The organism is Curtobacterium sp. Arg-1 (genome assembly GCF_025643395.1).
Lineage (GTDB): Bacteria > Actinomycetota > Actinomycetes > Actinomycetales > Microbacteriaceae > Curtobacterium > Curtobacterium poinsettiae.
Genome location: NZ_CP095731.1, coordinates 3,660,409 through 3,685,167 on the forward strand (window position 1 = coordinate 3,660,409; position 24,759 = coordinate 3,685,167).

Here is a 24,759-nt window from a genome sequence, read left to right on the forward strand (position 1 = left end):
ACGAGCACCGCGACGACCACGGCCGATGCGAGCCACGCCGCCGACAGCAGGTCGGTGGATGCGCTCATCGTGTCGTTGCATTCCGGAACTGACTCGACACACGACGCTGTTGCTTCGACGAGACCCATGAGCGCAGTGAACCCGAGAAGCCGGGCGAGGACAAGACTGAGGTGGTGATCCCTCAGTTCCTGACCGCACCCGCGATCCTCGCAGCGGCTGCAGTCGCACTCGTCGGCTGTGCCCAGCCCGATCGGGACGACGACTTCCTGACGCTCTCTGCGGGGGAAGCCACCTTGTCGCCCTGCACCACCGCAGCGATGGTCTCGGTCGAGCAGCTGGACACGACGCGCCTGCCGACTTGTGACCCGCTGGGTCAGGTGCTGGTCTTCCCCGACGGTGAGCAGCTGCAGCTTCCGGAGCAGCAAGGTGGCGGCGGCGCATCCTCGGGCTCGAGTTCCGACACCCGGTACTCGTGGCAGAGCGTCGGCAACTGGGGTCTCGTCGCAGCGCGCTCCTCCGCCGACTGCTCGGAGATCGACGAGTGGGGCAACCCCGAAGCACTCCGGCGCGTGCACGAAGCCTTCGGGACCGATTGGGCGTGCCGCTGACACGGCGAGCGACGAGCCAGTTGCCCGTCTTGTGAGCGATCAGGCTCAGGAGCGGAGCGACGGCCCGGCTCGCAGCGGCTTCGGAGCGTCGGAAGGGCGCGGGTTGAGCGGAGTTCCCAACTTCGGGGGCTTCCCTGGCACGCAGTGCCCGTAGACGAGAAGGCTGGCGAAGTCCGTGCCGGACTGGAATTCGACACCGAACCCATCGGCAGAAGTGCCGCCGTTGTAACCGTTCGGGTAGGCGATCACGGTTCGTGCGGGCTTGAGCGTGTCATCGTGCTCGACAGGGGCACCGTCCAACCCGACCGACGTCTTCAACGCTGCAGCAACTCGCCCGGTCACGACGGCTGGAGTGGCAAGCAGCGGGTGCTTGCGGATGGCTGTGAGCGTGAATTGCGCTCCGTCTTCGCCATTGGACGAACAGTCGTTCCACTCGAACTCGGTTCCCTCGTCCCAGCCCCCTCACCCACGACGGACTTCACCGCCTGGAAGATGTCTATGACGTTGTCGTGTGACTGTTCTGGGGTCAACGAAGAGTCCATGCTCGCCGGAGTATGCGGACCGTGATCGGCGCACGCAGTCATCAGAAGCGCAGCGGACGAGATCAACACACCCACCAGAGTCAAGCGCCTACGGTGTCGGATCACCCGTTGGTCCCGTCTGCCAGTCGAACATGAGCCAATTCTCCTCGGTCTGCTGCCGCATCCAAGACCGTCTTCGTACCGAAGGAGCTGTCCCGGTCGCCGCCACCCGGCGCATCACCACGATGTGTCCGGTCGCGAACAGTCCGGCCGGCAGCCACGACAGGCACCTACCCTCGTTGCATGGTGAGCGACGTCGACGGTGGACCCGGTTGGATCATCAGAGCTGCCGACCTCCGCCCCGCCGTCACCGACCTGGACGCCTTCCGAGCCGGCCTCGCTGGGGATCCACTTGCCGAGACGATCGAACTGCTGTGGACCGGGAACGCCCGCGCTGCTCTTCACGGCCTCGAATCGCTCCAGCAGACGCCCCGAGTGCGGGCGCTTGCTGCCGATTGCCGTCGCGATCTCGGGGACACCGCTCTTGCTGTGGGGGAGTATGACGTCCTTGTCGCAGAGAGCTTGGGCACGGCACGCGAGGCCGTGATGCGGCAACACCGGGGGAAAGCCCTCCTCGCGAACGGCGAAATAAGACGCGCGATCGAGGACTTCCAGCAAGCCGTCGAACTCCGACGAACAGCAGACCCGGTGCTCCTCGCCTCAGCAGAGCAGGGTTTGGCGGTCGCACGCAGTCGCGTGGACATCGGATGATCGCCGGCCGAACCGGTGTCGTGAGACCTCCGATCTCGGCGCCGTCAGCGCTCCGCGCGGTACCCGCACTCGCGTTCGCCCTATCGACGAGCCCGAGCGCGGGCTGACTGGTTCCGGTCGCCGCTCCTTCGGGGAGGCGCTCGGACAGGTCTGTCACCGGATCGTGAGATTCGAGCGCTTCAAGGGTTCTTGCCCCCGGCCCCTGCCGCTTGGCTGCCCAAGATGCCGAAGCGCTGCGCCTGTTCGACACTCACATCCAGGTACGGTTCGAAGGCCAGCCGAAGCTCGTCGACGGCACCACAGCGCAGGGTCAGAAGGACGCTGCAGACGCGGCTGCGGCTCATCGCGGACAGGCGACGACGACGCTCTCCTCGCTCCCGACAGACGTCTTCAAGGTCTGGGTCGTCAAGGTCAACACTCTGGACGGGTGGGAGTTCGGAGGCCACTGGAAGTTCGCGAACTACTTCGCTGGGCAGACCGATCCGGGAGACGTCGCGACCCTGGAGTTCGACATCAACAAGTGCGCGAAGCTGCAACACCTCGACATGGCGACGGACGACACCAGTGGCAAGTCGACCAAGCTCGGGTCGTTGCACGACGCCAATTTCGGTGCGAACGCGCCCATCTGGAACGTTGAGGACAAGGAGAAGGGCTCCGGCAACCAGGCCGACTCCGGCGCGGCGTTGGCGTGGCTGAACGCGGACAGTTGCAAGAAGAACCACAACGAAGCGCGCGGCATCCTCCTACCATGCTGTCGAGAACGGGGCAGTCGGCAACGTCTCGGCCGTCGTCTTCATCCGACCGAAGGAGCGGTACATGCAACCAGCTTTCGCGATCCTGGCATTGGTCGTGGGCGCGAGCATCATGGCCCTCACGCTGATCGCGTTGTCAACGCCGCTTCCGATCGCGCTTCTCGGCCCGGTCCTCGCTGCCGTGGGGCTCAGTTCTCTGGCGCGGCGAGCGCGCGATCGGCCCGACGACTGACAGGCCCGAGCGCCCACGCACACGTGGTGTGTTGCGTCCGGTAGCCGATCCCGGTCCGGACGACGCCGCGCGATGACGAGTCGAACGTATGCCGAGCCGCCAGTCAGAGAGGGCTACTGCACGCGCGCGGCCTGGCGGCGCTCGACAAAGCGCATGATGAGGAACAGCGACGACCAGAGGACCAAGCCCACGAGCGCGAACACCGCGACGACGAGGAGCACGCCGCCGACCGTGTCCACCGGGAACCAGCCGCTGAGCAGCAGCGCGGGGAGGACGGTGACGAGCATCATGGTGAGGTGCGTGAGCGACTGCCGCATGAGGGACCAACGGTCCACCTGGTAGATGACGGACGACGCGGACACAGCTGCAATGATTACGCCGACCGTGAAGGTGCTGCGACCGTCCTCGGCCTGTCCGTCGTGGAGGAGGAAAGCACCGATCGCGGACATGAGCACCAGCGGGATCGCTGCCAGGAGGACGGCGCGCAAAGCGATTCGCCTACGTGGTTGTTGCATGGTGCCCCCTGGTTTGCGCCCAGTCGACCACACATCAGAGTCCGCTCGTACAGCCCATTCAAAGGACGACCTGTCGACCGGCCGGCTGGTGTCCGATAGCGGATCGGCTATCGGACGGTCCGAGCGGCGGTCCACTCGCGATCGAGCATGGCGTACTGGTAGCCGTCGACCCAGCCCAAGTCAGCGTGCCAGGAGTCCTCGACGCCGTGCTGCTCACGTCGCATGCCGTTCTTCTCGAGTACGCGGGCGGAGGCTATGTTGTCAGCGTTACAGCTCGCGGTGACGCGTCTGAGCCGGAGCACGTCGAACGCCGCGGTCAGGAGACCGCGTGCCAGGTCTGTTCCCAGTCCCTGTCCGGCGAGGTCGGGTTGCAGCATGTAACCGATGACGCCTTGCGTCGCCAGCGGCATCCCCGGCTGTCCCAGGCCGTCTACGACGTCGAGGAAGCCCAGCCCGGCGAGCTGGCCGTCCAGCTCCGCGATGCAGGAGAAGTCGGTGTCGCTGTCGGGAATGCTGGCCCACTCTTGGGCGTAGGCGTCCGGATTGACATGAGTGCGGAGCATGAACCGGTTGACGACCGGGTTGTTCCGCAGGGCGACGAGCTGGTCTGCGTCCTCGGGCCGAGGATCGCGGAGGAGGAGAGCCCCGCTCTGAGCGGGCCACGGAGAAGTGCGCACCCCGTCATCCTCTCAAGAGTCAGGTTCGGTGACTGATCACCAAACGGACGCGATGGGATGATCGGCAGATGATTCTTCGAAGTGCTCGTCTATCGCTGGAGCCGATCTCTCCCGACCTCGCTCGGCGAATCATCGAGCGGGAGGAGCTGCCTGGGGACGACTGGCACCGTGAGTATCCCTTGGACGATGAGCTCAACCCGCTGAAATCCCTCGCGGCTGCAGAACCGACGAACACACCGTTCACGATGTACCTGCTCCGGCGAACTGAGGATGGGAGAGCAGTCGGAGGCTTCGGCTTCTTCGGTCCGCCAGATACGACGGACCAGGTGGAGTTCGGTTACGGTCTCGTCCCGTCGGCACGAGGGGTAGGTCTTGCAACCGAAGCGGTTCGGTTGGCGCTCGAGAGTGCGTCGTCGTGGGGGGCTCGCTTCGCCGTCGCCGACACCGACCTCGAGAACATCGAGTCGCAACGGGTCCTAATCAAGAACGGGTTCCTTGAGATCGACCGTGACGAGTCGCTTGTCTACTACAGGCGCAGCCTTGCGCCTCAATAGCCGATCGGCTGCCGGACTCAGCTGCTCGCACCGAACGCGGAGTCAGTTCCCGCGACCGAAGTCGCTGCATCGCTGAGATCCCCATCCTCGCGCTGGCTGCCGCGAGACTCCGTCTCACATAGGTGGTCCGCGGTCCCTCGCAGTGAAGGTGCGTCATACGGACGCTTCGCGCGAGTTGACAGGCCTAGGGCTCGCGCGGATGACCAGGGTGACCCCGCCCGCGCTGAACGGCGACAAGTTGTGCGCGAAGGAGACAAATTGTGTGCGCGACGACAGGCGCCTACTGCGGCATGTCGACGAACCGCGAGAACATCCCGTGGAACGCCACGGTGATGGTGTCCGTCGGCCCGTTACGGTGCTTCGCCACGATCAGGTCCGCCTCACCCTGACGTGGGTTGTCCTTCTCGTACGCCGACTCCCGGTGCAGCAGGATGACCATGTCGGCGTCCTGCTCGATGGAGCCGGACTCACGCAGGTCGGAGATCGCGGGCTTCTTGTCGGCACGCTGCTCGGGCCCACGGTTCAGCTGTGACAGGGCGATGACGGGCACCTGGAGCTCCTTGGCCATCAGCTTCAGGGCACGCGAGAACTCGGAGACCTCTTGCTGGCGGCTCTCGACCTTCTTGCCCGAGGTCATCAGCTGCAGGTAGTCGATGACCACGAGCTTCAGGTTGTGCTGCTGCTTGAGTCGACGGCACTTGGCGCGGATCTCGACGAGCGTCATGTTGGGGGAGTCGTCGATGAAGAACGGGGCGTCGTTGATGCGACCGCGGGTCTGCGCGATGGTGGTCCAGTCGCGGGAGTCCACGGTGCCCTTGCGCATGTTCTGCAGCGGCACGCTGGTCTCGGCGGAGAGCAGACGCATGGCGATCTCGGCGCGGCCCATCTCGAGCGAGAAGAACGCGGCGGTCTGGTCGTGCTTGATCGCGGCGGCGCGGCACAGGTCGAGCGCGAGCGTCGACTTGCCCAGCGCAGGGCGGGCGGCGACGATGATGAGCTGTCCGGGGTGGAAGCCGTTCGTCAGGCCGTCGAGCTGCGCGAACCCGGTCGGCACGCCGGTCATCTGGCCGTCGCGGCCCTTGGCGGCCTCGATCTCGTCGAGGGCGGCGGAGATGGCGTCGGTCAGCGGGACGTAGTCCTCGGTCTGCACGCCACCGGCGACGTTGTAGACCTCGGCCTGGGCGCTGTTGACGAGGTCGGTGACCTCACCTTCCGACGCGTAGCCCATCTGGACGATGCGGGTGCCGGCGTCGACCAGCCGACGGAGCACGGCCTTCTCGGCGACGATGCCGGCGTAGTAGCCGGCGTTCGCGGCGGTCGGCACCATGCTCGTGACGCTGTGCAGGTACTCGGCCCCGCCGGCACGGGACAGCAGGCCGGTCTTGGTCAGCTCGTCGGTGACGGCGATGACGTCGGTGGGTTCACCGTGCGAGTAGAGCGACAGGATCGCGTCGAAGATGACCTCGTGCTTGGGGACGTAGAAGTCCACGCCGCGTGCGGTCTCGATGACGTCGGCGACGGCGTCCTTCGACAGGAGCATGCCGCCGATGGTCGACTGCTCCGCGAGCATGTCGTGCGGCGGGGTGCGTTCCATGCCGCGCTCCGCGTAGTCCTGCGGTGCGGGCTCAAGATGTGCGATCGACACACGCTCTCCTCTGTTGACGACACGGACCGGAAGCGGCGGGTCAGCACCCACCGGCCGGAACCCGCACCCCTGTTTCTACCCCCGGCGACCGACATCCCCGAGTCGCTGGCCCAACGTACGGCCCGAGAGTTATCCCCAACAAACGGCCCTGTGGATAACTCTGTGGAGAGGTTGCGGAACACGCCGGACTGCTGTGTGGACAACTGTGGAGGAGCCTGTGGAAAAATGCCCGTACGAACACACTTTCGACCGATTGACCTGGGCTTTTGTGTTGCACACGGTGTGTGGAAAAGCGGGGTTCAACTACCCGTTGAAGGTTCCGATTTGACACGTTTCCACTGTGTAAAACGACTTGACAAGCACCCCTCCTGTGGGAAGAGTTCTCGGCCCGCTCCCAGCCAGCCTGACCCCGCCTGCAACGTAACCTGCCAGCCGAGTCGACCCGCGCCTCCAGGCCGGTGACCGTCTCGGCGACAGCCGTACGACAAGCCGCGCGACCGCCCCTGGAACGCAACGACGGGCGGGCCTCCCGGAGGAGACCCGCCCGTCGTGGAGCGGAACGTCAGTGCTACTTGGCAGCGACGACCTGGAGCGAGATCACGGCAGTGATGTCCTCGCGCAGGCGCACGGTGGCCTCGTGGTCACCGACGGTCTTGATGGTCGCGGGGACCTCGACCTTGCGCTTGTCGAGCGAGCCGACGCCCTGCGCCTGGACGGCGTCAGCGACGTCGCCCGGACGGACGGAGCCGAACAGACGACCGTCCTTGCCGGCCTTGACCGACAGGGTGATGGTCGCGTTCTCGAGCTTCATCTTGAGGTCCTGTGCCTCTTCGATGGTGGCGAGCTCGCGCGCGGTACGCGCGGCACGGATCGACTCGACCTGCTTCTCGCCGCCCTTGGACCACGCGACAGCGAAGCCCTGGGGGATGAGGTAGTTGCGGGCGTAGCCGTTCTTGACGTCGACGACGTCACCAGCGGAACCGAGGCCGGAGACCTCGTGGGTGAGGATGAGCTTCGACATGTGTCGACCTCCGATCAGCGGCCGGAGCCGGCGTAGGGGAGGAGCGCCATCTCACGGGCGTTCTTCACGGCACGGGCGATGAGGCGCTGCTCCTGGACGGAGACGCCGGTGATGCGACGGGCGCGGATCTTTCCACGCTCCGAGATGAACTTGCGAAGGGTCGCAACGTCCTTGTAGTCGATGACGCCGACCTTGATCGACTTCGCGGGAGCAGCGTTCTTGCCGCCCTTGCCGCGAGGCTTCCGGCGGTCGCCGGTGCTCTTTCCAGCCATAGTGATTTGTCCTTAGAAGAAAAGTTGTGTGTCCGTCGGAACCGGGAGGGTCAGTCCGGAACTCGCAGTTGCCGCTGTCAGGCGGCGCTGCGTGCTCCGATCAGAACGGGGTCTCGTCGTCGAAGTTGCCGCCGGGGGTGCTCCACACGTCGTTCGACTGTGCGTTGCCGCCACCCTGCTGGCCGCCCTGGGGAGACCAGGGCGCGTCCGACTGAGCGCCACCGTTGTTGTTCCAGTTGCCGCCGCCGTTGCCCGCGGGGGCGTTGCCGCCGCCGCCGACCTGGCCACGACCGCCGCCACTGCCACCCGCTGCGCGGGTGATCTGTGCGGTCGCGTAGCGGAGCGACGGGCCGATCTCGTCGACCTCGAGCTCGATGCTCGTGCGCTGCTGGCCCTCACGGTCCTGGTAGGAACGCTGACGCAGACGACCCTGCGCGATGACGCGCGAGCCCTTGGTCAGCGACCCCGCCACGTGCTCGGCGAACTCGCGCCACACACTCGCACGGAGGAACAGCGCGTCGCCGTCCTTCCACTCGTTCGCCTGACGGTCGAACGTGCGAGGGGTCGACGCGATGGTGAAGTTCGCCACGGCGAGCCCGTTCTGCGTGTAGCGCAGCTCGGGGTCCGCGGTGAGGTTGCCCACCACCGTGATGACGGTTTCGCCGGCCACGGGTTACTCGGCGCTCGCGGTCGCGGTTGCGGCCTGGGAGGCGTTGGCGGCCTTGCGGGCCGCCCGTGCCTCGTCACGCTGCTTCTGGGCGGCGACCTGCGCGATGCCCTCTTCAGCGCGGAGGACCTTCGTGCGGAGCACGGCCTCGGAGAGACCGAGCTGACGGTCGAGCTCCTTGGCGGCCTCGGGCGACGACGTGAAGTCGACGACGGCGTAGATGCCCTCGGACTTCTTCGCGATCTCGTACGCGAGCCGGCGACGGCCCCAGACGTCCACGTTGTCGACGGTGCCACCCGCGTTGCGGATCACGGCCAGGAACTTGTCCAGGCTGGGAGCGACGGTGCGCTCATCGATCTCGGGGTCGAGGATCGCCATCAGTTCGTACTGGTGCATGCGGAACCCACCTCCTCTGGTCTCAGCGGCCCCGGGCGGTTCCCGGGGCAGGAGGGTTGATGCATGTGCCCCAGACCACGCAGGTGCGCGTGGGGCAACCTGCGTAGCCTACCGGACTGCCTGGAGGCGCGCCACCGGCCTGTGGAGAACGGTTCCGCCCGTCAGGCGGTCGCGTCTCAGGTGCCGGTGGCGCCGGTGCCGCCGGTCTCGCCCCGGGCGGCCCACCACGCGCGCAGGCGCTCCTCGGCGGTCTCCTCGCCGAGGGGTCCTTCGTCCATCCGGGCCTCGAGCAGGAACCGGTAGGCCTCGCCCACGGCACGCCCCGGCGGGATGTCGAGGATGCGCATGATGTCGTCGCCGGTCAGGTCCGGACGGATCGACTCGAGTTCCTCTTGTTCCGACAGCACCCGGATGCGTTCCTCCAGGTCGTCGTACGCGAACGCCAGCCGGTCGGCCTTGCGGCGGTTGCGGGTGGTCACGTCCGAGCGGGTGAGCTCGTGCAGTCGCTCGAGCTGGTCCCCGGCGTCGCGGACGTAGCGGCGGACGGCCGAGTCGGTCCAGGCGCCCTCGGTGTACCCGAAGAAGCGCAGGTGCAGCTCGATCAGCCGGGACACCGCGGCGATGGTGTCGTTGTCGAAGCGGAGCGCACGGAGTCGCTTCTTCGCCATCTTCGAGCCGACCAGGTCGTGGTGGTGGAAGCTCACGGCGCCGCCGGGCTCGAGCTTGCGCGTCGCGGGCTTGCCGATGTCGTGCAGCAGCGCCGCGAGCCGGAGCACGGTGTCCGGGGGATCGCCGGCGTGCCGTTCGGCCTCGTACCCGATGGCCTGCTCGAGCACGGTGAGCGAGTGCTCGTAGACGTCCTTGTGGTGGTGGTGCTCGTCGACCTCGAGCCGCATCTCGGGCAGCTCCGGCAGGAACCGCTCGGCGAGGCCGGTGTCGACGAGCAGCCGGATGCCGGGGACGGGGTCGCTGGTGTTGAGGAGCTTGACGAGCTCGTCGCGCACGCGCTCGGCGGACACGATGTCGATCGACGCGACGAGCTCCTGCATCGCGGCACGCACGTCGTCGTCGACGGTGAACCCGAGCTGGGACGTGAACCGGGCCGCGCGCATCATCCGCAGGGGGTCGTCGCGGAACGAGACGACCGCGGTCTGCGGCGTCCGGAGCCGGGCGGCGAGCAGGTCCTCGACACCGCCGTGCACGTCGACGAGTTCGCGGGCCGGCAGCCGCAGCGCCATGGCGTTCACCGTGAAGTCGCGACGGAGCAGGTCGTCCTCGATGGTGTCGCCGAACGCGACCTCGGGCTTGCGGGTCTCGCCGTCGTAGACGTCGCTGCGGTACGTGGTGATCTCGACCTGCTCGCCGGCGACCCGTGCGGCGATGGTGCCGAACTGGCGGCCGACGTCCCACGTGGCGCTCGCGATGGGTTCGACGATCCGCAGGATGTCGTCGGGCCGGGCGTCGGTCGTGAAGTCGAGGTCGGTCACCGGACGGCCGAGGAACGCGTCACGGACGGGCCCGCCGACCAGGGCGAGTTCGTGTCCGGCGTCGGCGAAGGCCCGAGCGAGGAGGTCGACGGGCTCGGTGGTGGCGAGTGCGTCGAGTCGTTCGACGGCCTGGGCAACGGACTGCATGACGGTGCTCATCCTCCCAGATCGAGGCCCCGAGTTCTCCACAAGCCGCGCGCGCACGGGTCCTGTTCATGGTCGCGCCTCATACACTCGTGCTCGGCCCGAACCGACCCCGTGGCCCGCTCCCCGTATGCAGATGCTCCGCACCACGCTCGCCGCAGCCGCGTCGACCCTCGTCGCGCTCGGCCTGGTCGTCGCGCCCGTCACCACCGACCACGCCTCGGCCGCCACGGTCTCCGCACCGAAGAGCCACGTCGCCGACCCGGCCGCCGCCGACGCGGGGAAGGCGACCATCTCGATCGCCCCCGCGAACCGGGGGATCGTCCAGCGCGACCAGGACCTCACCCTGTCGGTCACCGTCACGAACGACACCGACGCAGCCCTGCCGGCGGGCACCGCGGAGTTCGACATCTTCCGCTCGGTGAGCACCCGGGACGTCCTGGCGAGCTGGCTCAACGACACCACCACAACCGGTTACCTCGGCGCCCCGATGGACTCCGTGGACATCCCGGCGGTCCCGGCGCACCGTTCGGTCACGATCGACTCGGTCGACATCGTCTCCGGCAACGTGGCACTCGGCGGGTACTCGTCGTTCGGTGCCCGGCGCATCGCGGCGGAGTACACGGCGGGTGACGCCTTCGCCGTCGACCGGTCCGCGATCACCTGGTACCCGGACTTCGAGCAGGCTCCGGTCAGCGTGTCCGTCGCGATGCCCGTCACGGTGCCGAAGTCCACCGACGGCATCCTCACCGCCCCGGTGCTGGCCGCCGCGACCTCGGTGGACGGCACCCTCACGCAGCAGCTCGACGCGGCCGAAGACCACAACGTCGCCGTGGCCGTCGACCCGCGGATCATCGCCTCGATCCGGATCCTCGGCGAGAACGCCCCCTCGAGCGCGGTCAGCTGGCTCCAACGCCTGCAGGCCATGCGCAACGAGACCTTCGCGTTGCCATACGCCGACGCAGACGTGACCGGGCTCCGGCAGGCCGGGTCCGACGGCATCCTGTCGCCGATCTCCCTCGACGAGTCCGTCAAGGCCGAGAACTTCCCCGGCGCCGAGACCCCGGCGCCGACGCCGAGCGCCACCCCGGGGCAGACCTCGTCACCGGCGCCCGCCCAGGCCCCGGACGACGCCACGACCGACCCGGGGACCGACCAGGCGCAGGAGACCCTGCCCACCACGGAGTCCCTGCTCGACTTCCCCTACTCGATGGACCCGATCGCCTGGCCGACCGACGGCACGGTGTCCTCCGACGACCTCCCCGCACTCCGGCGAGCCGGCACGAAGACCACCATCGTCTCGAGCGGCAACACCTCGGCCGGCGCGGACACCACGATCGCCGCGTCCGAGAAGATCGGCGGCGACCACGTGCTCGTCTCCGACCAGTCGATGTCGTCGATGCTCCGCCGCGCAGCGACCGCCCCCGACCGCCAGAGCTGGTCGTCGACGATGTCCGAGCTCACCGCGACACTGGCCACCTCGGCCCGTGAAGGCTCGGCGACGGGCCCGATCCTGCTCACCCTGGGTCGCGAGTGGCCGTCCGACTCCACGCGGCTCAGCCAGGCGCTGGACGCGCTCGAAGGCACGCCGTGGGTCGCTCCCGCCGACCTCTCCACCGCCTCGGACGCCACACCCGGGTCACTGACGCTCGCCAGCGCGTCCACCGGCGAATCCCGCATCGACCAGCTCCAGAAGCTCGTGCGGGGGGAGCAGGGCCTCACCGCGTTCGCGACGATCCTCGGCGACCCGAACCAGCTGACGGCCCCGGCACGGCTCCGCCTGCTCGCCCTCGCCTCGAACGCCTGGCGCGATGACGACCAGGGTCTCGCAGCCGCGGTGGAGGCCCGAGCGGCCGCGTGGGCGAAGAGCACGACCGAGGTCGGCATCGTCGACTCGAGCAGTCTCACCCTGCTCGGCGACCGGTCGTCGCTGCCGGTGTCCATCCGGAACAGCTCCGACTACCCGGTCACGGTGCACCTGTCCGTGCAGCCGTCCAACTCGGCGCTCCGGGTCGTCCGGAACGACATCGTCGTCGAGATCCAGCCGGACTCCTCCACCCGTGCCACCGTCCCGGTGCAGTCGGTCGCGAACGGCACGGTCGAACTGACGATGTCGCTCTCGAGTCCGACCGGTGTCGCCGTCGCCCAGCCCGCCACGGTCGAGCTCAACGTGCAGGCGCAGTGGGAGACCGTCATCACCGCGGTCGCTGCGATCGCCCTGATCGGCATCTTCGGCTTCGGCATCTTCCGCAGCATCCGCAAGCGCATCCGGCGCCGCAACGGCGAACTCGACGACGAGGATGACGACGACCCGAACCGCCCCCTGGCGGTCCAGCCGACGGTCGGGGGCGCGCAGGCGACGACGACCCGGCCTGGAGGCACGGATCACCCCTCCGGAGCAGCCACCGCACCCAGCGTGGCCGCGTCCACGGCCGCTGCGGCCGCAGGAACGCCGGCCGCCACGTCGACCACGGCGCCGGCCGCGGCGGTGGACCACGGCCCCCTGCAGGACGCCATCGCGCGCGCCGGGGCCGAGCCGCGCCTCCCGTCCGACGGCGCACGCACCACCGTCGCGGACGACCGCGACGCCGAGGAGCCGACCATCAGCGCCAGCCAGCCCCAGCCCGACGTCGACGCCGAGCCGGTCGCCGAGCGCAGTCTCGGCCGGGCGAGCGCGATGCTCGCAGCGGGCACGATGGTGAGCCGGATCCTCGGCTTCGCGAAGACGTTCGTGCTCGCGTACGCGATCGGGCAGAACGCGAGCCCCTCGGCCAACGCCTTCGCGGTCGCGAACCAGCTGCCGAACAACATCTACGCGCTCATCGCCGGCGGTCTGCTGTCCGCCGTGCTCATCCCGCAGATCGTCCGCGCGATGAAGACCGGCACGGACGGCGGCCAGGCGTACGTCAACAAGATCGTGACGCTCGGTGGATCCGTGTTCGTCGTCATCGCGATCGTGGCGACGGTGTTCGCACCGTTGCTGGTCCGGTTCTACACGAGCTCATCGGTCGGCTCCGGGCCCGAGGCGACCGACCTCGCCGTCGCCTTCGCGTTCTGGTGCCTGCCGCAGATCCTCTTCTACGCGATGTACTCGCTGCTCGGCGAGGTCCTCAACGCGAAGCAGGTCTTCGGGCCGTTCACGTGGGCGCCGCTGCTCAACAACGTCATCGCCATCGGCGGCCTCGTCGTGTTCATCGCCCTGTACGGCACCAGCGGCAGCCAGCTCGACCAGTGGACGCCGGCGAAGATCGCACTCCTGGCCGGCAGCGCATCGCTCGGTGTCTTCGCCCAGGCAGCGTTCCTGCCGTTCTTCTGGAAGCGCGCCGGCCTGTCGTTCCGCCCCGACTTCCGGTGGCGCGGCGTGGGCCTCAAGTCCACGGGGACCGCTGCCGGCTGGCTCTTCGCGATGATCCTCGTCACCCAGATCGCCGGCATCGTGCAGTCGCAGGTCGCGTGGCTCGGACGGGACGACGGTCCGGGCAACGCCGTGCTCGGAAACGCCTGGCTGATCTTCATGCTCCCGCACTCGATCATCACGGTGTCCATCGCGACGGCGTACTTCACCCGGATGAGCCACGACGCCGAGCGCGGTGACCTCGACGCGGTCCGCCGCAACCTGTCGCTGTCCCTGCGCATCGTCGGGCTGTTCACCGTCTTCGCCTCGGTGGCACTGATCGTCGTCGCGGTCCCGTTCGGCCGCCTGTACGAGGGCACGTTCGAGAGTGCCCTGCAGGTCGGTGCCGTGCTCGTCGCCTACATGCCGGGTCTCGTCCTGTTCAGCATGCTGTTCGTCATCCAGCGCGTCTTCTGGGCGATGCACGACCACCGCACCCCGTTCGTCATGCAGTGCATCCAGTCGGTGCTCTTCGTCATCGGGGCCCTGGCGGTCTCGACGTTCCCGACCTCGGTCATCGGCATCGGTGTCGCCGCCTGCACCACGATCGCCGGATCGGCGCAGACGATCGTCGCGCTCGTGGTCGTCCGCAAGCGGCTGGGGCACATCGAGGGGCCGGTGATCACCCGGTCGCACGTCCAGTTCGTCATCGCGGCGCTGATCTCCGGCGTCGTCGGGCTCCTCGTCGTGAACTTCTTCGGTGCCTTCTCGGAGTCCGGGTTCGCGATGTCCGACCGCACCGGGGCCCTCATCACGATCGTCCTGACCGGCGCCGCGATGGTCGCCGTGTACTTCGGAGCCCTGGTCGTCGCGAAGAACGGCGAGATCGGCAACGCCGTCCGGATGCTCCGCAGCAAGCTCGGCCGCTGATCCCAGCCGAGCACCGCACGCTCACGGGTCGTGCGGAATGCCACGCCGGTACGATGGGTTGACCCGGTCAGACGCAACGGAAGGGCAATCAGGCATGCGCCAGCTCATCATCATCGGTTCCGGTCCGGCCGGGTTCACCGCCGGCATCTACGCAGCGCGCGCAGAGCTCAAGCCGCTCATCGTCGCCTCCAGTGTCGAGACGGGCGGTGAACTCACCAAGACGACCGAGGTCGAGAACTTCCCCGGCTTCCCCGAGGGGATCCAGGGCCCCGACCTCATGATCAAGATGCAGGAGCAGGCCGAGAAGTTCGGTGCCGAGGTCCTGTACGACGACGCCGTCTCCGTCGACCTGACCGGCAAGGTCAAGAAGGTCACCGTCGGCTCGGGCGAGACGTACGAGGCCCTCGCGGTCATCTACGCCACCGGCTCGGCGTACCGCCACCTCGGTCTCCCCGACGAAGAGCGCCTGTCCGGCCACGGTGTCTCGTGGTGCGCGACCTGCGACGGCTTCTTCTTCCGCCAGAAGAACATCGCTGTCGTCGGCGGTGGCGACTCCGCGATGGAAGAGGCGACGTTCCTCACCCGCTTCGCCGACAAGGTGACGGTCATCCACCGCAAGGACTCGCTGCGTGCGTCGAAGATCATGCAGGACCGCGCGATGAACGACCCGAAGATCGAGTTCGCGTGGAACAAGGCGGTCACCGGCATCACGGGTGACTCCGCGGTCGAGGGCGTCACCCTCACGGACACCGTGACGGGTGAGGAGTCCGAGCTCGCACTGGACGGCCTGTTCATCGCGATCGGCAACGACCCGCGCACGCACCTGATCCACGGCCAGATCGACATCGCGCCCGAGGGCACGATCGCTGTCCAGGGCCGCTCGTCGAAGACCAACCTGCCGGGTGTCTTCGCCGCCGGTGACGTCATCGACCCGACCTACCGCCAGGCCATCACGGCCGCCGGTTCGGGTACGGTCGCCGCGCTCGACGCCGAGAAGTACCTCGCCGAGCTCGACGACGAACTGACGAACGAGGCCGAGGGTGTCGGTCCGACCGAACCCGCCATGGTCGACGTCATCGCCTCCCGGGCCTGAGCAGTCTCGGAATACCACGACGGCATCGCCGTTGTACCCCCTGAACGACTTCTCGAAGGAGCACACATGTCCAACGCCAAGGCTGTCACCGACGCCACCTTCTCGGACGAGGTCCTCAAGTCCGACAAGACGATCCTCGTCGACTTCTGGGCCGAGTGGTGTGGCCCGTGTCGCGCCGTCTCGCCGATCCTCGACCAGATCGCCGAAGAGCACGCCGGCAAGATCGAGATCGTGAAGCTCAACGTGGACGACAACCCCCAGTCGGCCATGAACTACCAGATCACGTCGATCCCGGCGATGAAGGTCTTCAAGGGTGGCGAGGTCGTCAAGACCGTCATCGGCGCCAAGCCGAAGCCCGCGCTCGAGGCCGACCTCGCCGAGTTCCTCGCGTAGGTCGCCCCGCACGAACGGCCCCGCTCTCCCCGGAGAGCGGGGCCGTTCTCGTCCGGAGCCACCGGATGCCGATCGGCCCCGTCGCGGAACCCGGGTTCCCCGGGCCGATGTCGTAGTGTGGCGGGAATGTCCCACTGAACGGAGCACTCGATGACGAACGGCAACAGCCTCGACCCCTGGTACGACTCCTACGCCCAGCGCACCGCCGGGCTGAGCGCCTCCGAGGTCCGAGCCCTGTTCGCCGTCGCCTCGCGCCCCGAAGTCGTCTCGCTGGCCGGCGGCATGCCGTTCGTCTCCGCGCTCCCCAGGGAGCTCGTCACGGGCTCTCTGGACCGTGTCATGAACGAGCACGCCGCCATGGCGCTCCAGTACGGCGGGGGACAGGGCCTGCGTTCCCTCCGCGAGCACATCGTGGACGTCATGAGCCTCGAGGGCATCCGTGCCAGCGCCGAGGACGTCGTGGTCACCACGGGCTCACAGCACGCGCTCGACCTCGTCACGCGGCTGTTCATCGATCCGGGCGACGTCGTGCTCGCCGAGTCGCCGTCCTACGTCGGTGCGATCGGTGTCTTCCGGTCGTACCAGGCCGAGACGGTGCACGTGACGACCGACGAGCTCGGGTTGGTCCCCGAGGCGCTGCGTGAGGCGATCGCGAACCTCCGCACCCAGGGCAAGCGGATCAAGTTCCTCTACACGATCCCGAACTTCCACAACCCGGCCGGCGTCACGATGAGCCGAGAGCGACGCATCGAGGTGCTCGACATCTGCCGGTCGAACAACATCCTCGTGCTCGAGGACAACCCCTACGGACTCCTCTGGTTCGACGAGCCGGCACCCCAGGCCATCCGCTCGATCGACGAAGAGGGCGTCGTGTACCTCGGCTCCTTCTCCAAGACGCTCGCGCCCGGGTTCCGCGTCGGCTGGGCACTCGCGCCGCACGCGATCCGCGAGAAGCTCGTGCTCGCCAACGAGTCGGCCGTCCTCGCGCCGAACTCCTTCGGCCAGTACGTCGTGAACGCCTACCTCGACGCCGCGGACTGGAAGGGTCAGGTCGACACCTTCCGGGGCATCTACGCCGAGCGACGTGACGCCATGCTGTCCGCGTTGGGGGAGTTCCTGCCCGACCTGTCCTGGACCAAGCCGAACGGTGGTTTCTTCGTCTGGCTGACGCTGCCGGGGTCGCTCGACTCCAAGGGCATGCTGCCGCGTGCCGTCAAGGAGCTCGTCGCTTACACACCGGGGACGGCGTTCTACGCCGACGGACGTGGCGGTGGACACATCCGCCTGTCGTTCTGCTACCCGACGCCGGAGCAGATCCGCGTCGGCGTCAAGCGGTTGGCGAACGTCGTCAACGACGAGCTCGAACTCATCGAGACCTTCGGGCCGACCCCACGCCCCAACACGGTGGTGCGAGCGACATCGTCCGTCAGTGGACCGCCGCCGAACATATCCTGATCAGCACTTTTGCGCGACGCTGATCGCACAGCACCGCAGTTCCACACCGGAGGACCCCGCATGGCCGAGCTCACCCGTCGTCACGTCGTCGTCGTCGCCGGAGGCATCTCGCACGAGCGGGACGTCTCCCTGCGATCCGGTCGGCGGGTCGCCGACTCACTGACCGGCTACGGCTGGCAGGTCGATCTCCGCGACGCCGACGCGCTCCTGTTGCCCGCCCTCGCGGAGTCCCGCCCGGACGTCGTGTGGCCGGCGCTGCACGGCGCCTCCGGTGAAGACGGGGCCCTGCGGGGCATCCTGGAGGCCGTCGACATCCCGTTCGTCGGCTCGCGTTCGACCTCGGCTCGGCTGGCATGGGACAAGCCCACGGGGTCCGCACTGGTCGCCCGCGCCGGCGTGCGGACCCCTCGTTCGGTGACGCTGTCCCACGACGTCTTCCGTGAGCTCGGCGCCGTCGGCGTCCTCGAGTCGATCGCCACCGAGCACCCGGTGCCACTTGCCGTGAAGCCCGCACGTGGCGGGAGCGCCCAGGGCGTGACCCTCGTCGACGACGTCAACGACCTGCCACGCGCCATGGTCACTGCCTACACGTACTGCGACGACGTCGTGGTCGAGCAGCTCATCCGCGGGACCGAGGTGGCCGTGGGGATCATCGACACCGGCGACGGCCCGGTCGCCCTCTCCGCCGTCGAGATCGTGCCCCGCAACGGTATCTACGGCTTCGAGGCTCGCTACAACGCGGGGGAGACGACCTTCTACACGCCGGCGCGGCTGTCAGACGAGTTCGCGGCGGCAGCGGCAGAAGCCGCAGTCGCCGCGCACACGGCCTTGGGACTCCGTCACCTGTCGCGCGTCGACCTGATCATCGACGGCGCCGGAACACCGTGGTTCCTCGAGGCCAACGTACTCCCCGGGCTCACGGAGACGTCTTTGCTGCCGCAAGCGCTCTCGGCGTCGGGCTTCGACCTCGGTTGGACCTACGCCGAGCTCGCCGAGCAGGCCATCCGGGACCACCGCGCCTGATCAGTGTCGCGCGATGTTCCACGTGGAACACCGCGCGCTCGGGACCACGCTGGCGTGATTGACGGGCTTCGATGTTCCACGTGGAACGTCGCACTGCTCGTCCGGCCGATCTCATCGACGGATCACAACGGTCGGCGCGTCGTCCTCGTTCCACCGGAACAGCACCAAGTGCCACAGGCCGGGGCTCGTCCGAGACGGATCGATGAGTCCGTGGGCGCCGATCTCGAGCAAGCGATCGCGCACCTGCCACGAACCGGGCGACCCACCGGCGGCGGCGATGTCCTGCCATGGAGCAACAGCGTCCTGCAGGTCGATGCCGATCGAATCGAGCGTGCCTGGATCACGCAGGTCGACGATTCGTGCAGCGTCGACATCGATCGCGACGATCTCCAACGTCTCCGCACGGACGTCCCTGTGCGCGACCATCGCAGCTTCGACTCCTTCGACCGACGCACTGCGGTACAACGTCGGCTCATCGGCCCTGGAATACCGGCCCACGGAGCGCGATCCCGCGATCGCGAACTCTCGGAACCTCGGATCCACGGCGCGGAAGAACGTTCCCCGGATCGCTGGCGTGAAGGGCGAGCCGCTGGTGGTCACCACACCACCATCTCAGCTGAGGCCGATCGCGTCCGCCAACGGCGCAGCATCGTGCGGAGCGCTGCGTTGCCGCCAGAGCGTGCCGCAGGAGTCGCGCGTCCGTGGACCCCGGCTCGGGCGTCCCAGAGGCTCACAGCGTCTCACAGCGCCGCGTACGGCCTGCTTCAGCCCTCGAGGTCCCGCACGCCGAGCTCGGCGAGGATCCGGTTGAGATCGTCACCGTTCGCGAAGTCGATGGTGACCGAGCTCTTCCGGGCTCCGACCGCGATCTTCACCCGGGTGTTCAACCGGTCACCGAGCCGCTCTGCGAGGTCGTCGAAGTGCGCCTGACGCTTCGACGGCTCGGGCTTCGGCTTCGTCTGCGGGGTCTTCGAGGCGAGTTGCTGCGCAATCGCCTCAGCCGCCCGGACCGAGAGGTCTTCGTTGACGATCTTCTCTGCCAGGTACTCCATCGCCTCTGCGTCAGGCGCAGCGAGGATGGCGCGGGCGTGCCCGGCAGAGAGGACACCTGCGGCCACTCGGCGCTGGACGGGGGAGGGGAGGCGCAGGAGCCGGATGGTGTTGGTGATCTGCGGTCGAGACCGACCGATGCGCTGACCGAGCTGCTCCTGCGTGATGCCGAAGTCCGCGAGGAGCTGCTGGTAGGCAGACGCTTCTTCGAGGGGGTTGAGCTGTGCCCGGTGGAGGTTCTCGAGCAGTGCATCCCGGAGCATCGCGTCGTCAGGGGTGTCCTTCACGATCGCAGGGATCGTGCTCAGCCCGAGTTCCTTGGTGGCTCGCAGACGACGCTCACCCATGATGAGCTCGTACTGCGGGTCCGTCCCAGTGGCGCCAGCGATGGGACGCACGACGATGGGCTGTAGGACGCCGATCTCGCGGATGGAGTGAACGAGCTCCTGGAGCTCCTCTTCGCGGAACTCCTTCCGCGGCTGCTGCGCGTTGGGGATCACGTCGAGCGGGTTGAGGTTCGCCAGACGGGCGCCCGGCACTGCCACGAGATCGTCCGCCGTCGGCGCGGAGGCGGGGGAACCCCCGGTCGGGAAGAACACATCCACGGGACGGTCCTGCTGGTCCGTCGCCGTGGGGATCAGGGCGCCGATGCCTCGGCCGAGCCCGGTTCGCTTCGGTGCCATCAGTGCTTTGCTCCTCGTGCTGCGATCTCGGCGGCCGCTTCCAGGTAGGACAGCGACCCGGTGGAGTTCACGTCGTACGCGACGACGCTCTGACCGTAGCTGGGTGCCTCGCTCACTCGGACGGAGCGGGGGATCATCGCCTTGAGTACCTGGTCACCGAAGTGCTCCCGGACGTCGTTCGCCACCTGGTTCGCCAAGTTCGTGCGGCTGTCGTACATCGTGAGGAGGATCGTGGACACCCGGAGGTTCGGATTGAGGTGGCGCTCGATCAGCTCGATGTTCCGCAGGAGCTGGCTCAGCCCTTCGAGCGCGTAGTACTCGCACTGGATCGGGATCAGGACCTCTTGTGCCGCGACGAACGCGTTGATCGTCAGCAGACCGAGCGACGGCGGGCAGTCGATGAAGACGTAGTGGTACGGCTCGTCGAGCGATTGCAGGTACATGTCGAGCGCGGTCCGCAGGCGTTGCTCACGTGCAACGAGGGAGACGAGCTCGATCTCTGCACCGGCGAGGTGGATCGTTGCCGGCACGCACCAGAGCGTGTCCGACTCGGGGGAGGCCTGGACAGTGTCGGCCATCGGTGCCTCATCGACGATGACGTCGTAGATGCTCGCGACCTCGGCCTGGTGATCGACGCCGAGTGCGGTCGACGCATTGCCCTGCGGGTCAAGGTCGATCACGAGCACTCGAGCGCCACCGTGGGCGAGTCCCGCTGCGAGGTTGACCGTCGATGTCGTCTTGCCGACGCCACCCTTCTGGTTCGAGACGGTGATGATCCGCGTCTCAGCAGGCAGCGGGAACTGCTGCGTCGCAATCGCGCGGCGGCGACGGTTGAGGTCGGCGATCTCGCGAGCGAGCGGTGTCGACGCGTCGTAGTCGGTCGATGAACTCAACGAGTGCCTCTTCCCCGGTTCGATGTTTCACGTGGAACGCGGAGCCACTGGCGGCCGGATGACCCGGCCCGAGCCGCAGCGTCAGTCAACTGTAGCCCGGAAGACGCGAGTGGTCTCGTCGACCACACCGTCTCCGAGCTCGAGCACCTCGACGTCGGAGAGGCGCTTCCGGAGGATCACCTTGCGGGCCTTCTCGATCTCTTCGTCGACACGCGCACCCTTCATCAGGATGAGCTGGCCACCGGACCGAACCAAGGGCACGGTCAGGGGGATCAGCTTCGAGAGCGCGCTGACGGCCCGAGCGGTGACCTGGTCGACCACCACTTCGTCAGCAACGTCCTCTGCACGGCCACGGAGCACCGTCACGTTCTGCAGGCCGAGCCGGTCGGCCTCAGCGCGGAGCCAATCCGTCCGACGCTCCATCGGCTCGATGAGCACGAACTCGACGTCGGGGCGGGCGATGGCGAGCACGAGGCCTGGCAGTCCTGCCCCGGAACCGACGTCCGCAACCCGGCCACGCGCCTCCAGGAGGGGCGCCAGCAACGCAGAATTGAGGATGTGTCGAGTCCACAGCCGGGGGAGTTCGAGCGGGCCGATCAGGCCCAGCTCCTCACCTCGTCGCGCCAGCTCGTCCGTGAACGACCGCGCCACCTCGATCTGGTCGCCGAACAGCGTCACGGCGGCAGCAGGCTCGGTCTCCAGCACCGGTGCGGCCGTGGGGGCCACTGGCTCGTCCGTCATCGGGTGACGACCGTGTGGCGGTCCCGACCCTCACCCTCGGACTCCGAGTGGAAGCCCTTCTCAGCGACCAGGTCGTGGACGAGCTTGCGCTCGTACGACGACATCGGGGGGAGTGCTGCCGTCGACGAACCGGCTTCGATCCGCTCGACCGCGGTGTCGACGAGACGCTGGAGTTCCTCGGCACGGGCGTCGCGCGAGCCGCCGACGTCGAGGATGAGCCGACTGAACTCGCCGGTCTCCGCCTGAACCGCGATGCGGGTGAGTTCCTGCAGTGCGGTCACCGTGTCGGGCTTCGAGAGGACACGAAGTGCCTCTCCGTCGTCGGTGACCGACAAGTACACGCGACCGCCGCGTTCCTCGATCTCGATGTCGCCATCGAGATCACAGATGTCGAGGAGTTCCTCGATGTAGTCCGCTGCGATGTCCGCTTCGTCGCGGACGTCTTCGGTCTCGGTGTCCGTCGTCTCGACGGCGGCCGCGGTGTCCTGCTCGGTCACTTACTTCTTCCCGTTCTTCTTCTGGCGCTGCTTGCCGACCGGCTGCTGACGCTGGGTGGTGACGCGCACGGGCTCGATCTCCGTCGCGCCGACGCCGGCGCCGGCCTCGGCGAGGACCGGAGTGGCGGTCCCGCGACGCTGGGCCTTCTTGGCCAGGCGGGCTTCACGAGCCAGAGCAGCTTCGGAACCCGGGGTCGGCATGCTGCGGATGACGAAGTACTGCTGCGCCATCGTCCAGAGGTTCGAGGCGAGCCAGTAGAACATGACGCCGAGGGGGAAGCTGAGGCCCGAGATCACGAAGACCAGCGGGAGGATGTACAGCATCATCTTCTGCTGGCGGTACATCGGAGACTCCTTGGTCTCCGGCGACATGTTCTTGGCGACGAGCTGCAGCTGCGTGATGAACTGCGACGCGGTCATGACGACGATCATGAAGCCGGCGATCGCGCGGACCTCCCAGCCGGAGGCGTTCGTGAACGTCTCGTGCAGGGGAGCGCCGAACAGCGCCGCGTTGCCGAACGAGGCCGCGAGGTCGTTCGTCAGCAGGCCGATGCCGGTCTTGTTGATCTGCGCTTCGTGCAGCACGGAGTACAGCGAGAAGAAGATCGGCATCTGCAGGAGCAGCGGCAGGCAGGAGCTGAGCGGGTTGGTCCCGGTCTCCTTGTAGAGCGCCATCGTCTCGCGGCTCATGGCCTCGCGCGAGAACTGGTCCTTCTTGCCCTTGTACTTGTCCTGGATCTTCTTCAGCTGCGGCGCGACCTCGAGCATGCGACGCTGCGACTTGATCTGCCGGACGAAGATCGGGATCAACGCGGCGCGGACGACGAACGTCAGGAAGATGATCGAGAGCACCCAGGTGATGCCCGCGCTCGGGTCCATCCCGATGCTCTCGAAGATCCAGTGGAAGCCGACGAGGATGGCCGAGACCACCCATTTGAGCGGCCAGAGGATCGTTCCGATGATGTCCATGGGGACGGCTACGCCTTTCGAGTGCGCTGGGGGAGCAGGACCGGCCGGGCCGTTCCGACCGCGGGGTGCGGCTGCTGCGGGATCGGCGCGAGGACGAACCCGAACCGGTTGACGACGAACGGGTGACGACGTTCCTTGACGTCGTCGATGCCGCCGGCAGCCCAGGGGTTGCAGCGGGCGATGCGCCAGGCGCCCATGGCGGATCCGCGCACGACGCCGTACTGCTGGATCGCGTCGAGGGCGTACCGGGAGCACGACGGGTGGTAGCGGCAGACATTGCCGTACAGCGGGGAGATCACCGCACGGTAGGCCCGGAGCACGACGACGCACGCGTTGCGTGGGAGCAACGCGATGACCCAGGCCAGCCGGGTCCACAGAGTGCGGTTCATGCTGCCTTCTCCACCCCGCGCGCGAAGGAGCGCGTGACGTCTTCGAGCAGGGTAGGCCATCCGGCCTGCGATGCGGCTGGCAGTACACGGACCACCACGTCGAACCCTTCTGGGCACTCGACGAGCAGGTCGTGCGCGATCGCCTTGAGCCGCCGCCTGATCAGGTTCCGGGTCACGGCGTTGCCCACCGTCTTCGCGACGATGAAGCCGAAGCGTGTCGGTCCGTCGCGGTCGGCCGGTTGACGGACCACGGACACGACGACGTGCGCCGTGGCGCTCTTGCGACCACGACGCACGACGTTCCGGTAGTCGTCCCCGCGCACGATGCGGTTGGCGCTGGCCAACACTGCGACGCCGGGGTCAGACCGAGGACCGGATCAGGCGGATGAGCCTGATCAGGCCGAGAGCTCGGTGCGGCCCTTGGCGCGACGCGCCGACAGGATGGCGCGGCCGGCACGCGTCCGCATGCGGAGGCGGAAGCCGTGCTTCTTGGCGCGGCGACGGTTGTTCGGCTGGAAGGTGCGCTTGCTCATGATGTTCTCCACACGGCTGCTCGCGGCGAGCCGTCACGTATGTGTAGTCGTCCGGGTGCGGACGACGCAGATGGGCGCGACCAAAGGGCCGCAGTCAACTGGTTAACGGTACGTGACAGCGGCGGGCAGGTCAAACCCCGCGCGGACAGGTGGTGCCGTCACACCCGTGGCTGGTGCCGCTCGAGCCCATTCTCCACATTGGGGACAACTTCCGTTCGGTGGGACTCGGTCCGGTCCTTTACAGTGGTGTGATCGATCGCCTCGAAGGCCCGGTACGACAGGGAAGTACTCCTGTCGGACGACTCGGAGCGGTCGTGGACAACACTGTGGACAACCCTGTGGGAACCTCCGTGGCAACGAGGCTTCGGAGAACTCTCCGGAGCCACCGACGATCCGCCGGAGACGACCCTGTCCCGAGTGCGGTCGCCGAGGACGCCACGGCATGTCCGACCCCGCGGGACGCACTCTCGTCCGGCAGCGAACGCACGACACGACCCCTGGAGACGAGCGCGAC

The 24,759-nt window shown here is 67.8% G+C and carries 26 protein-coding genes; 9 read left to right on the forward strand and 17 right to left on the reverse strand.

All coding sequences use genetic code 11. The annotated features are described in order from the left end of the window. Window positions 1-173: 173 nt before the first annotated feature. The 3 genes from MXD64_RS17610 to MXD64_RS17620 all read left to right on the forward strand — a co-directional run bounded on the left by MXD64_RS17610 (window position 174) and on the right by MXD64_RS17620 (window position 2,928). Complete coding sequence (locus MXD64_RS17610; protein WP_263136891.1) at window positions 174-608, forward strand: hypothetical protein; 435 nt, start codon at window positions 174-176, stop codon at window positions 606-608. 824 nt (window positions 609-1,432) lie between these two features. Next, window positions 1,433-1,900 (forward strand): tetratricopeptide repeat protein, encoded by a 468-nt coding sequence (locus MXD64_RS17615; protein ID WP_017887842.1) that lies wholly within the window; start codon window positions 1,433-1,435, stop codon window positions 1,898-1,900. Between the two features lie 209 nt (window positions 1,901-2,109). Then, window positions 2,110-2,928 (forward strand): hypothetical protein, encoded by an 819-nt coding sequence (locus MXD64_RS17620; RefSeq protein ID WP_263136892.1) that lies wholly within the window; start codon window positions 2,110-2,112, stop codon window positions 2,926-2,928. A gap of 69 nt (window positions 2,929-2,997) precedes the next feature. Here the strand turns inward: MXD64_RS17620 and MXD64_RS17625 are convergent, their stop codons facing one another. Continuing rightward, complete coding sequence (locus tag MXD64_RS17625; protein WP_017887839.1) at window positions 2,998-3,372, reverse strand: DUF3021 family protein; 375 nt, start codon at window positions 3,370-3,372, stop codon at window positions 2,998-3,000. Window positions 3,373-3,506: 134 nt separating this feature from the next. Continuing rightward, complete coding sequence (locus MXD64_RS17630; protein WP_017887838.1) at window positions 3,507-4,076, reverse strand: GNAT family N-acetyltransferase; 570 nt, start codon at window positions 4,074-4,076, stop codon at window positions 3,507-3,509. Window positions 4,077-4,144: 68 nt separating this feature from the next. On the opposite strand from MXD64_RS17630, the gene MXD64_RS17635 reads away from it, so the two are divergent. Then, window positions 4,145-4,630: a GNAT family N-acetyltransferase gene (locus MXD64_RS17635; RefSeq protein WP_017887837.1), complete on the forward strand. Its 486-nt coding sequence runs from the start codon at window positions 4,145-4,147 to the stop codon at window positions 4,628-4,630. Between the two features lie 280 nt (window positions 4,631-4,910). Here the strand turns inward: MXD64_RS17635 and dnaB are convergent, their stop codons facing one another. From dnaB to MXD64_RS17665, 6 genes are all read right to left on the reverse strand, one after another. Continuing rightward, window positions 4,911-6,275 carry a replicative DNA helicase gene (gene dnaB / locus MXD64_RS17640; protein WP_031260130.1) on the reverse strand — a complete coding sequence of 455 codons (1,365 nt, stop codon included), beginning with the start codon at window positions 6,273-6,275 and terminating at the stop codon, window positions 4,911-4,913. A 568-nt stretch (window positions 6,276-6,843) separates the two neighbouring features. Further along, complete coding sequence (gene rplI, locus MXD64_RS17645) at window positions 6,844-7,296, reverse strand: 50S ribosomal protein L9 (RefSeq protein WP_017887835.1); 453 nt, start codon at window positions 7,294-7,296, stop codon at window positions 6,844-6,846. A gap of 14 nt (window positions 7,297-7,310) precedes the next feature. Then, on the reverse strand, window positions 7,311-7,568 hold the full coding sequence (gene rpsR, locus MXD64_RS17650; RefSeq protein WP_017887834.1) for a 30S ribosomal protein S18: 258 nt from the start codon (window positions 7,566-7,568) through the stop codon (window positions 7,311-7,313). Window positions 7,569-7,668: 100 nt separating this feature from the next. Beyond that, window positions 7,669-8,238, reverse strand: a complete 570-nt coding sequence (locus tag MXD64_RS17655) for a single-stranded DNA-binding protein (RefSeq protein ID WP_017887833.1) — start codon at window positions 8,236-8,238, stop codon at window positions 7,669-7,671. Window positions 8,239-8,241: 3 nt separating this feature from the next. Further along, window positions 8,242-8,631 (reverse strand): 30S ribosomal protein S6, encoded by a 390-nt coding sequence (gene rpsF, locus MXD64_RS17660; protein ID WP_056072707.1) that lies wholly within the window; start codon window positions 8,629-8,631, stop codon window positions 8,242-8,244. Between the two features lie 176 nt (window positions 8,632-8,807). Continuing rightward, a complete protein-coding gene (locus MXD64_RS17665) occupies window positions 8,808-10,265 on the reverse strand; it encodes a CCA tRNA nucleotidyltransferase (protein WP_194589903.1) in 1,458 nt (485 codons plus the stop codon). 127 nt (window positions 10,266-10,392) lie between these two features. Between MXD64_RS17665 and MXD64_RS17670 the strand changes: the two genes are divergently transcribed. The 5 genes from MXD64_RS17670 to MXD64_RS17690 all read left to right on the forward strand — a co-directional run bounded on the left by MXD64_RS17670 (window position 10,393) and on the right by MXD64_RS17690 (window position 18,490). Then, the gene (locus MXD64_RS17670) at window positions 10,393-14,526 is read left to right on the forward strand and encodes a murein biosynthesis integral membrane protein MurJ (RefSeq protein ID WP_263136893.1); all 4,134 of its coding nucleotides are present in this window, start codon (window positions 10,393-10,395) and stop codon (window positions 14,524-14,526) included. A gap of 94 nt (window positions 14,527-14,620) precedes the next feature. Then, window positions 14,621-15,619, forward strand: coding sequence for a thioredoxin-disulfide reductase (gene trxB, locus MXD64_RS17675; RefSeq protein ID WP_017887829.1), 999 nt, complete (start codon window positions 14,621-14,623; stop codon window positions 15,617-15,619). 66 nt (window positions 15,620-15,685) lie between these two features. Further along, on the forward strand, window positions 15,686-16,012 hold the full coding sequence (trxA, locus tag MXD64_RS17680) for a thioredoxin (RefSeq protein WP_017887828.1): 327 nt from the start codon (window positions 15,686-15,688) through the stop codon (window positions 16,010-16,012). Between the two features lie 150 nt (window positions 16,013-16,162). Further along, window positions 16,163-17,467: an aminotransferase-like domain-containing protein gene (locus MXD64_RS17685; RefSeq protein ID WP_263136895.1), complete on the forward strand. Its 1,305-nt coding sequence runs from the start codon at window positions 16,163-16,165 to the stop codon at window positions 17,465-17,467. Window positions 17,468-17,527: 60 nt separating this feature from the next. Further along, on the forward strand, window positions 17,528-18,490 hold the full coding sequence (locus tag MXD64_RS17690; protein ID WP_263136897.1) for a D-alanine--D-alanine ligase family protein: 963 nt from the start codon (window positions 17,528-17,530) through the stop codon (window positions 18,488-18,490). A gap of 111 nt (window positions 18,491-18,601) precedes the next feature. Here the strand turns inward: MXD64_RS17690 and MXD64_RS17695 are convergent, their stop codons facing one another. The 9 genes from MXD64_RS17695 to rpmH all read right to left on the reverse strand — a co-directional run bounded on the left by MXD64_RS17695 (window position 18,602) and on the right by rpmH (window position 24,245). Further along, the gene (locus MXD64_RS17695) at window positions 18,602-19,090 is read right to left on the reverse strand and encodes an RES family NAD+ phosphorylase (protein ID WP_263136899.1); all 489 of its coding nucleotides are present in this window, start codon (window positions 19,088-19,090) and stop codon (window positions 18,602-18,604) included. Window positions 19,091-19,254: 164 nt separating this feature from the next. Then, window positions 19,255-20,223, reverse strand: coding sequence for a ParB/RepB/Spo0J family partition protein (locus tag MXD64_RS17700; RefSeq protein WP_263136901.1), 969 nt, complete (start codon window positions 20,221-20,223; stop codon window positions 19,255-19,257). Beyond that, window positions 20,223-21,116: a ParA family protein gene (locus MXD64_RS17705; RefSeq protein WP_017887823.1), complete on the reverse strand. Its 894-nt coding sequence runs from the start codon at window positions 21,114-21,116 to the stop codon at window positions 20,223-20,225. The genes MXD64_RS17700 and MXD64_RS17705 overlap by 1 nt, the downstream gene beginning before the upstream one ends. 81 nt (window positions 21,117-21,197) lie before the next feature. Continuing rightward, window positions 21,198-21,857 (reverse strand): 16S rRNA (guanine(527)-N(7))-methyltransferase RsmG, encoded by a 660-nt coding sequence (gene rsmG, locus MXD64_RS17710; RefSeq protein ID WP_071249963.1) that lies wholly within the window; start codon window positions 21,855-21,857, stop codon window positions 21,198-21,200. Next, window positions 21,854-22,354, reverse strand: a complete 501-nt coding sequence (locus MXD64_RS17715; RefSeq protein WP_017887821.1) for a Jag family protein — start codon at window positions 22,352-22,354, stop codon at window positions 21,854-21,856. Before MXD64_RS17715 ends, rsmG begins: the two co-directional genes overlap by 4 nt. Further along, entirely contained in the window at window positions 22,355-23,323 is a 969-nt protein-coding gene (gene yidC / locus MXD64_RS17720) for a membrane protein insertase YidC (protein ID WP_017887820.1), read from the reverse strand. It lies immediately after the preceding gene. A gap of 8 nt (window positions 23,324-23,331) precedes the next feature. Beyond that, entirely contained in the window at window positions 23,332-23,712 is a 381-nt protein-coding gene (yidD, locus tag MXD64_RS17725) for a membrane protein insertion efficiency factor YidD (protein ID WP_017887819.1), read from the reverse strand. Next, window positions 23,709-24,059 carry a ribonuclease P protein component gene (rnpA, locus tag MXD64_RS17730; RefSeq protein WP_017887818.1) on the reverse strand — a complete coding sequence of 117 codons (351 nt, stop codon included), beginning with the start codon at window positions 24,057-24,059 and terminating at the stop codon, window positions 23,709-23,711. The genes yidD and rnpA overlap by 4 nt, the downstream gene beginning before the upstream one ends. A gap of 48 nt (window positions 24,060-24,107) precedes the next feature. Further along, window positions 24,108-24,245, reverse strand: a complete 138-nt coding sequence (rpmH, locus tag MXD64_RS17735) for a 50S ribosomal protein L34 (RefSeq protein ID WP_022889115.1) — start codon at window positions 24,243-24,245, stop codon at window positions 24,108-24,110. Window positions 24,246-24,759 lie beyond the last annotated feature (514 nt).

Excerpts from the sequence above, each read along its gene's own strand:
- MXD64_RS17670 (WP_263136893.1), top strand. The coding sequence starts at position 10,393 with ATGCAGATGCTCCGCACCACGCTCGCCGCAGCCGCGTCGACCCTCGTC.
- rpsF (WP_056072707.1), bottom strand. The coding sequence starts at position 8,631 with ATGCACCAGTACGAACTGATGGCGATCCTCGACCCCGAGATCGATGAG.
- rpmH (WP_022889115.1), bottom strand. The coding sequence starts at position 24,245 with ATGAGCAAGCGCACCTTCCAGCCGAACAACCGTCGCCGCGCCAAGAAG.
- MXD64_RS17700 (WP_263136901.1), bottom strand. The coding sequence starts at position 20,223 with ATGGCACCGAAGCGAACCGGGCTCGGCCGAGGCATCGGCGCCCTGATC.
- MXD64_RS17615 (WP_017887842.1), top strand. The coding sequence starts at position 1,433 with ATGGTGAGCGACGTCGACGGTGGACCCGGTTGGATCATCAGAGCTGCC.
- MXD64_RS17690 (WP_263136897.1), top strand. The coding sequence starts at position 17,528 with ATGGCCGAGCTCACCCGTCGTCACGTCGTCGTCGTCGCCGGAGGCATC.
- rpsR (WP_017887834.1), bottom strand. The coding sequence starts at position 7,568 with ATGGCTGGAAAGAGCACCGGCGACCGCCGGAAGCCTCGCGGCAAGGGC.
- MXD64_RS17685 (WP_263136895.1), top strand. The coding sequence starts at position 16,163 with ATGACGAACGGCAACAGCCTCGACCCCTGGTACGACTCCTACGCCCAG.
- trxA (WP_017887828.1), top strand. The coding sequence starts at position 15,686 with ATGTCCAACGCCAAGGCTGTCACCGACGCCACCTTCTCGGACGAGGTC.
- rplI (WP_017887835.1), bottom strand. The coding sequence starts at position 7,296 with ATGTCGAAGCTCATCCTCACCCACGAGGTCTCCGGCCTCGGTTCCGCT.
- rsmG (WP_071249963.1), bottom strand. The coding sequence starts at position 21,857 with ATGACGGACGAGCCAGTGGCCCCCACGGCCGCACCGGTGCTGGAGACC.
- yidC (WP_017887820.1), bottom strand. The coding sequence starts at position 23,323 with ATGGACATCATCGGAACGATCCTCTGGCCGCTCAAATGGGTGGTCTCG.
- yidD (WP_017887819.1), bottom strand. The coding sequence starts at position 23,712 with ATGAACCGCACTCTGTGGACCCGGCTGGCCTGGGTCATCGCGTTGCTC.
- MXD64_RS17635 (WP_017887837.1), top strand. The coding sequence starts at position 4,145 with ATGATTCTTCGAAGTGCTCGTCTATCGCTGGAGCCGATCTCTCCCGAC.
- MXD64_RS17665 (WP_194589903.1), bottom strand. The coding sequence starts at position 10,265 with ATGCAGTCCGTTGCCCAGGCCGTCGAACGACTCGACGCACTCGCCACC.
- trxB (WP_017887829.1), top strand. The coding sequence starts at position 14,621 with ATGCGCCAGCTCATCATCATCGGTTCCGGTCCGGCCGGGTTCACCGCC.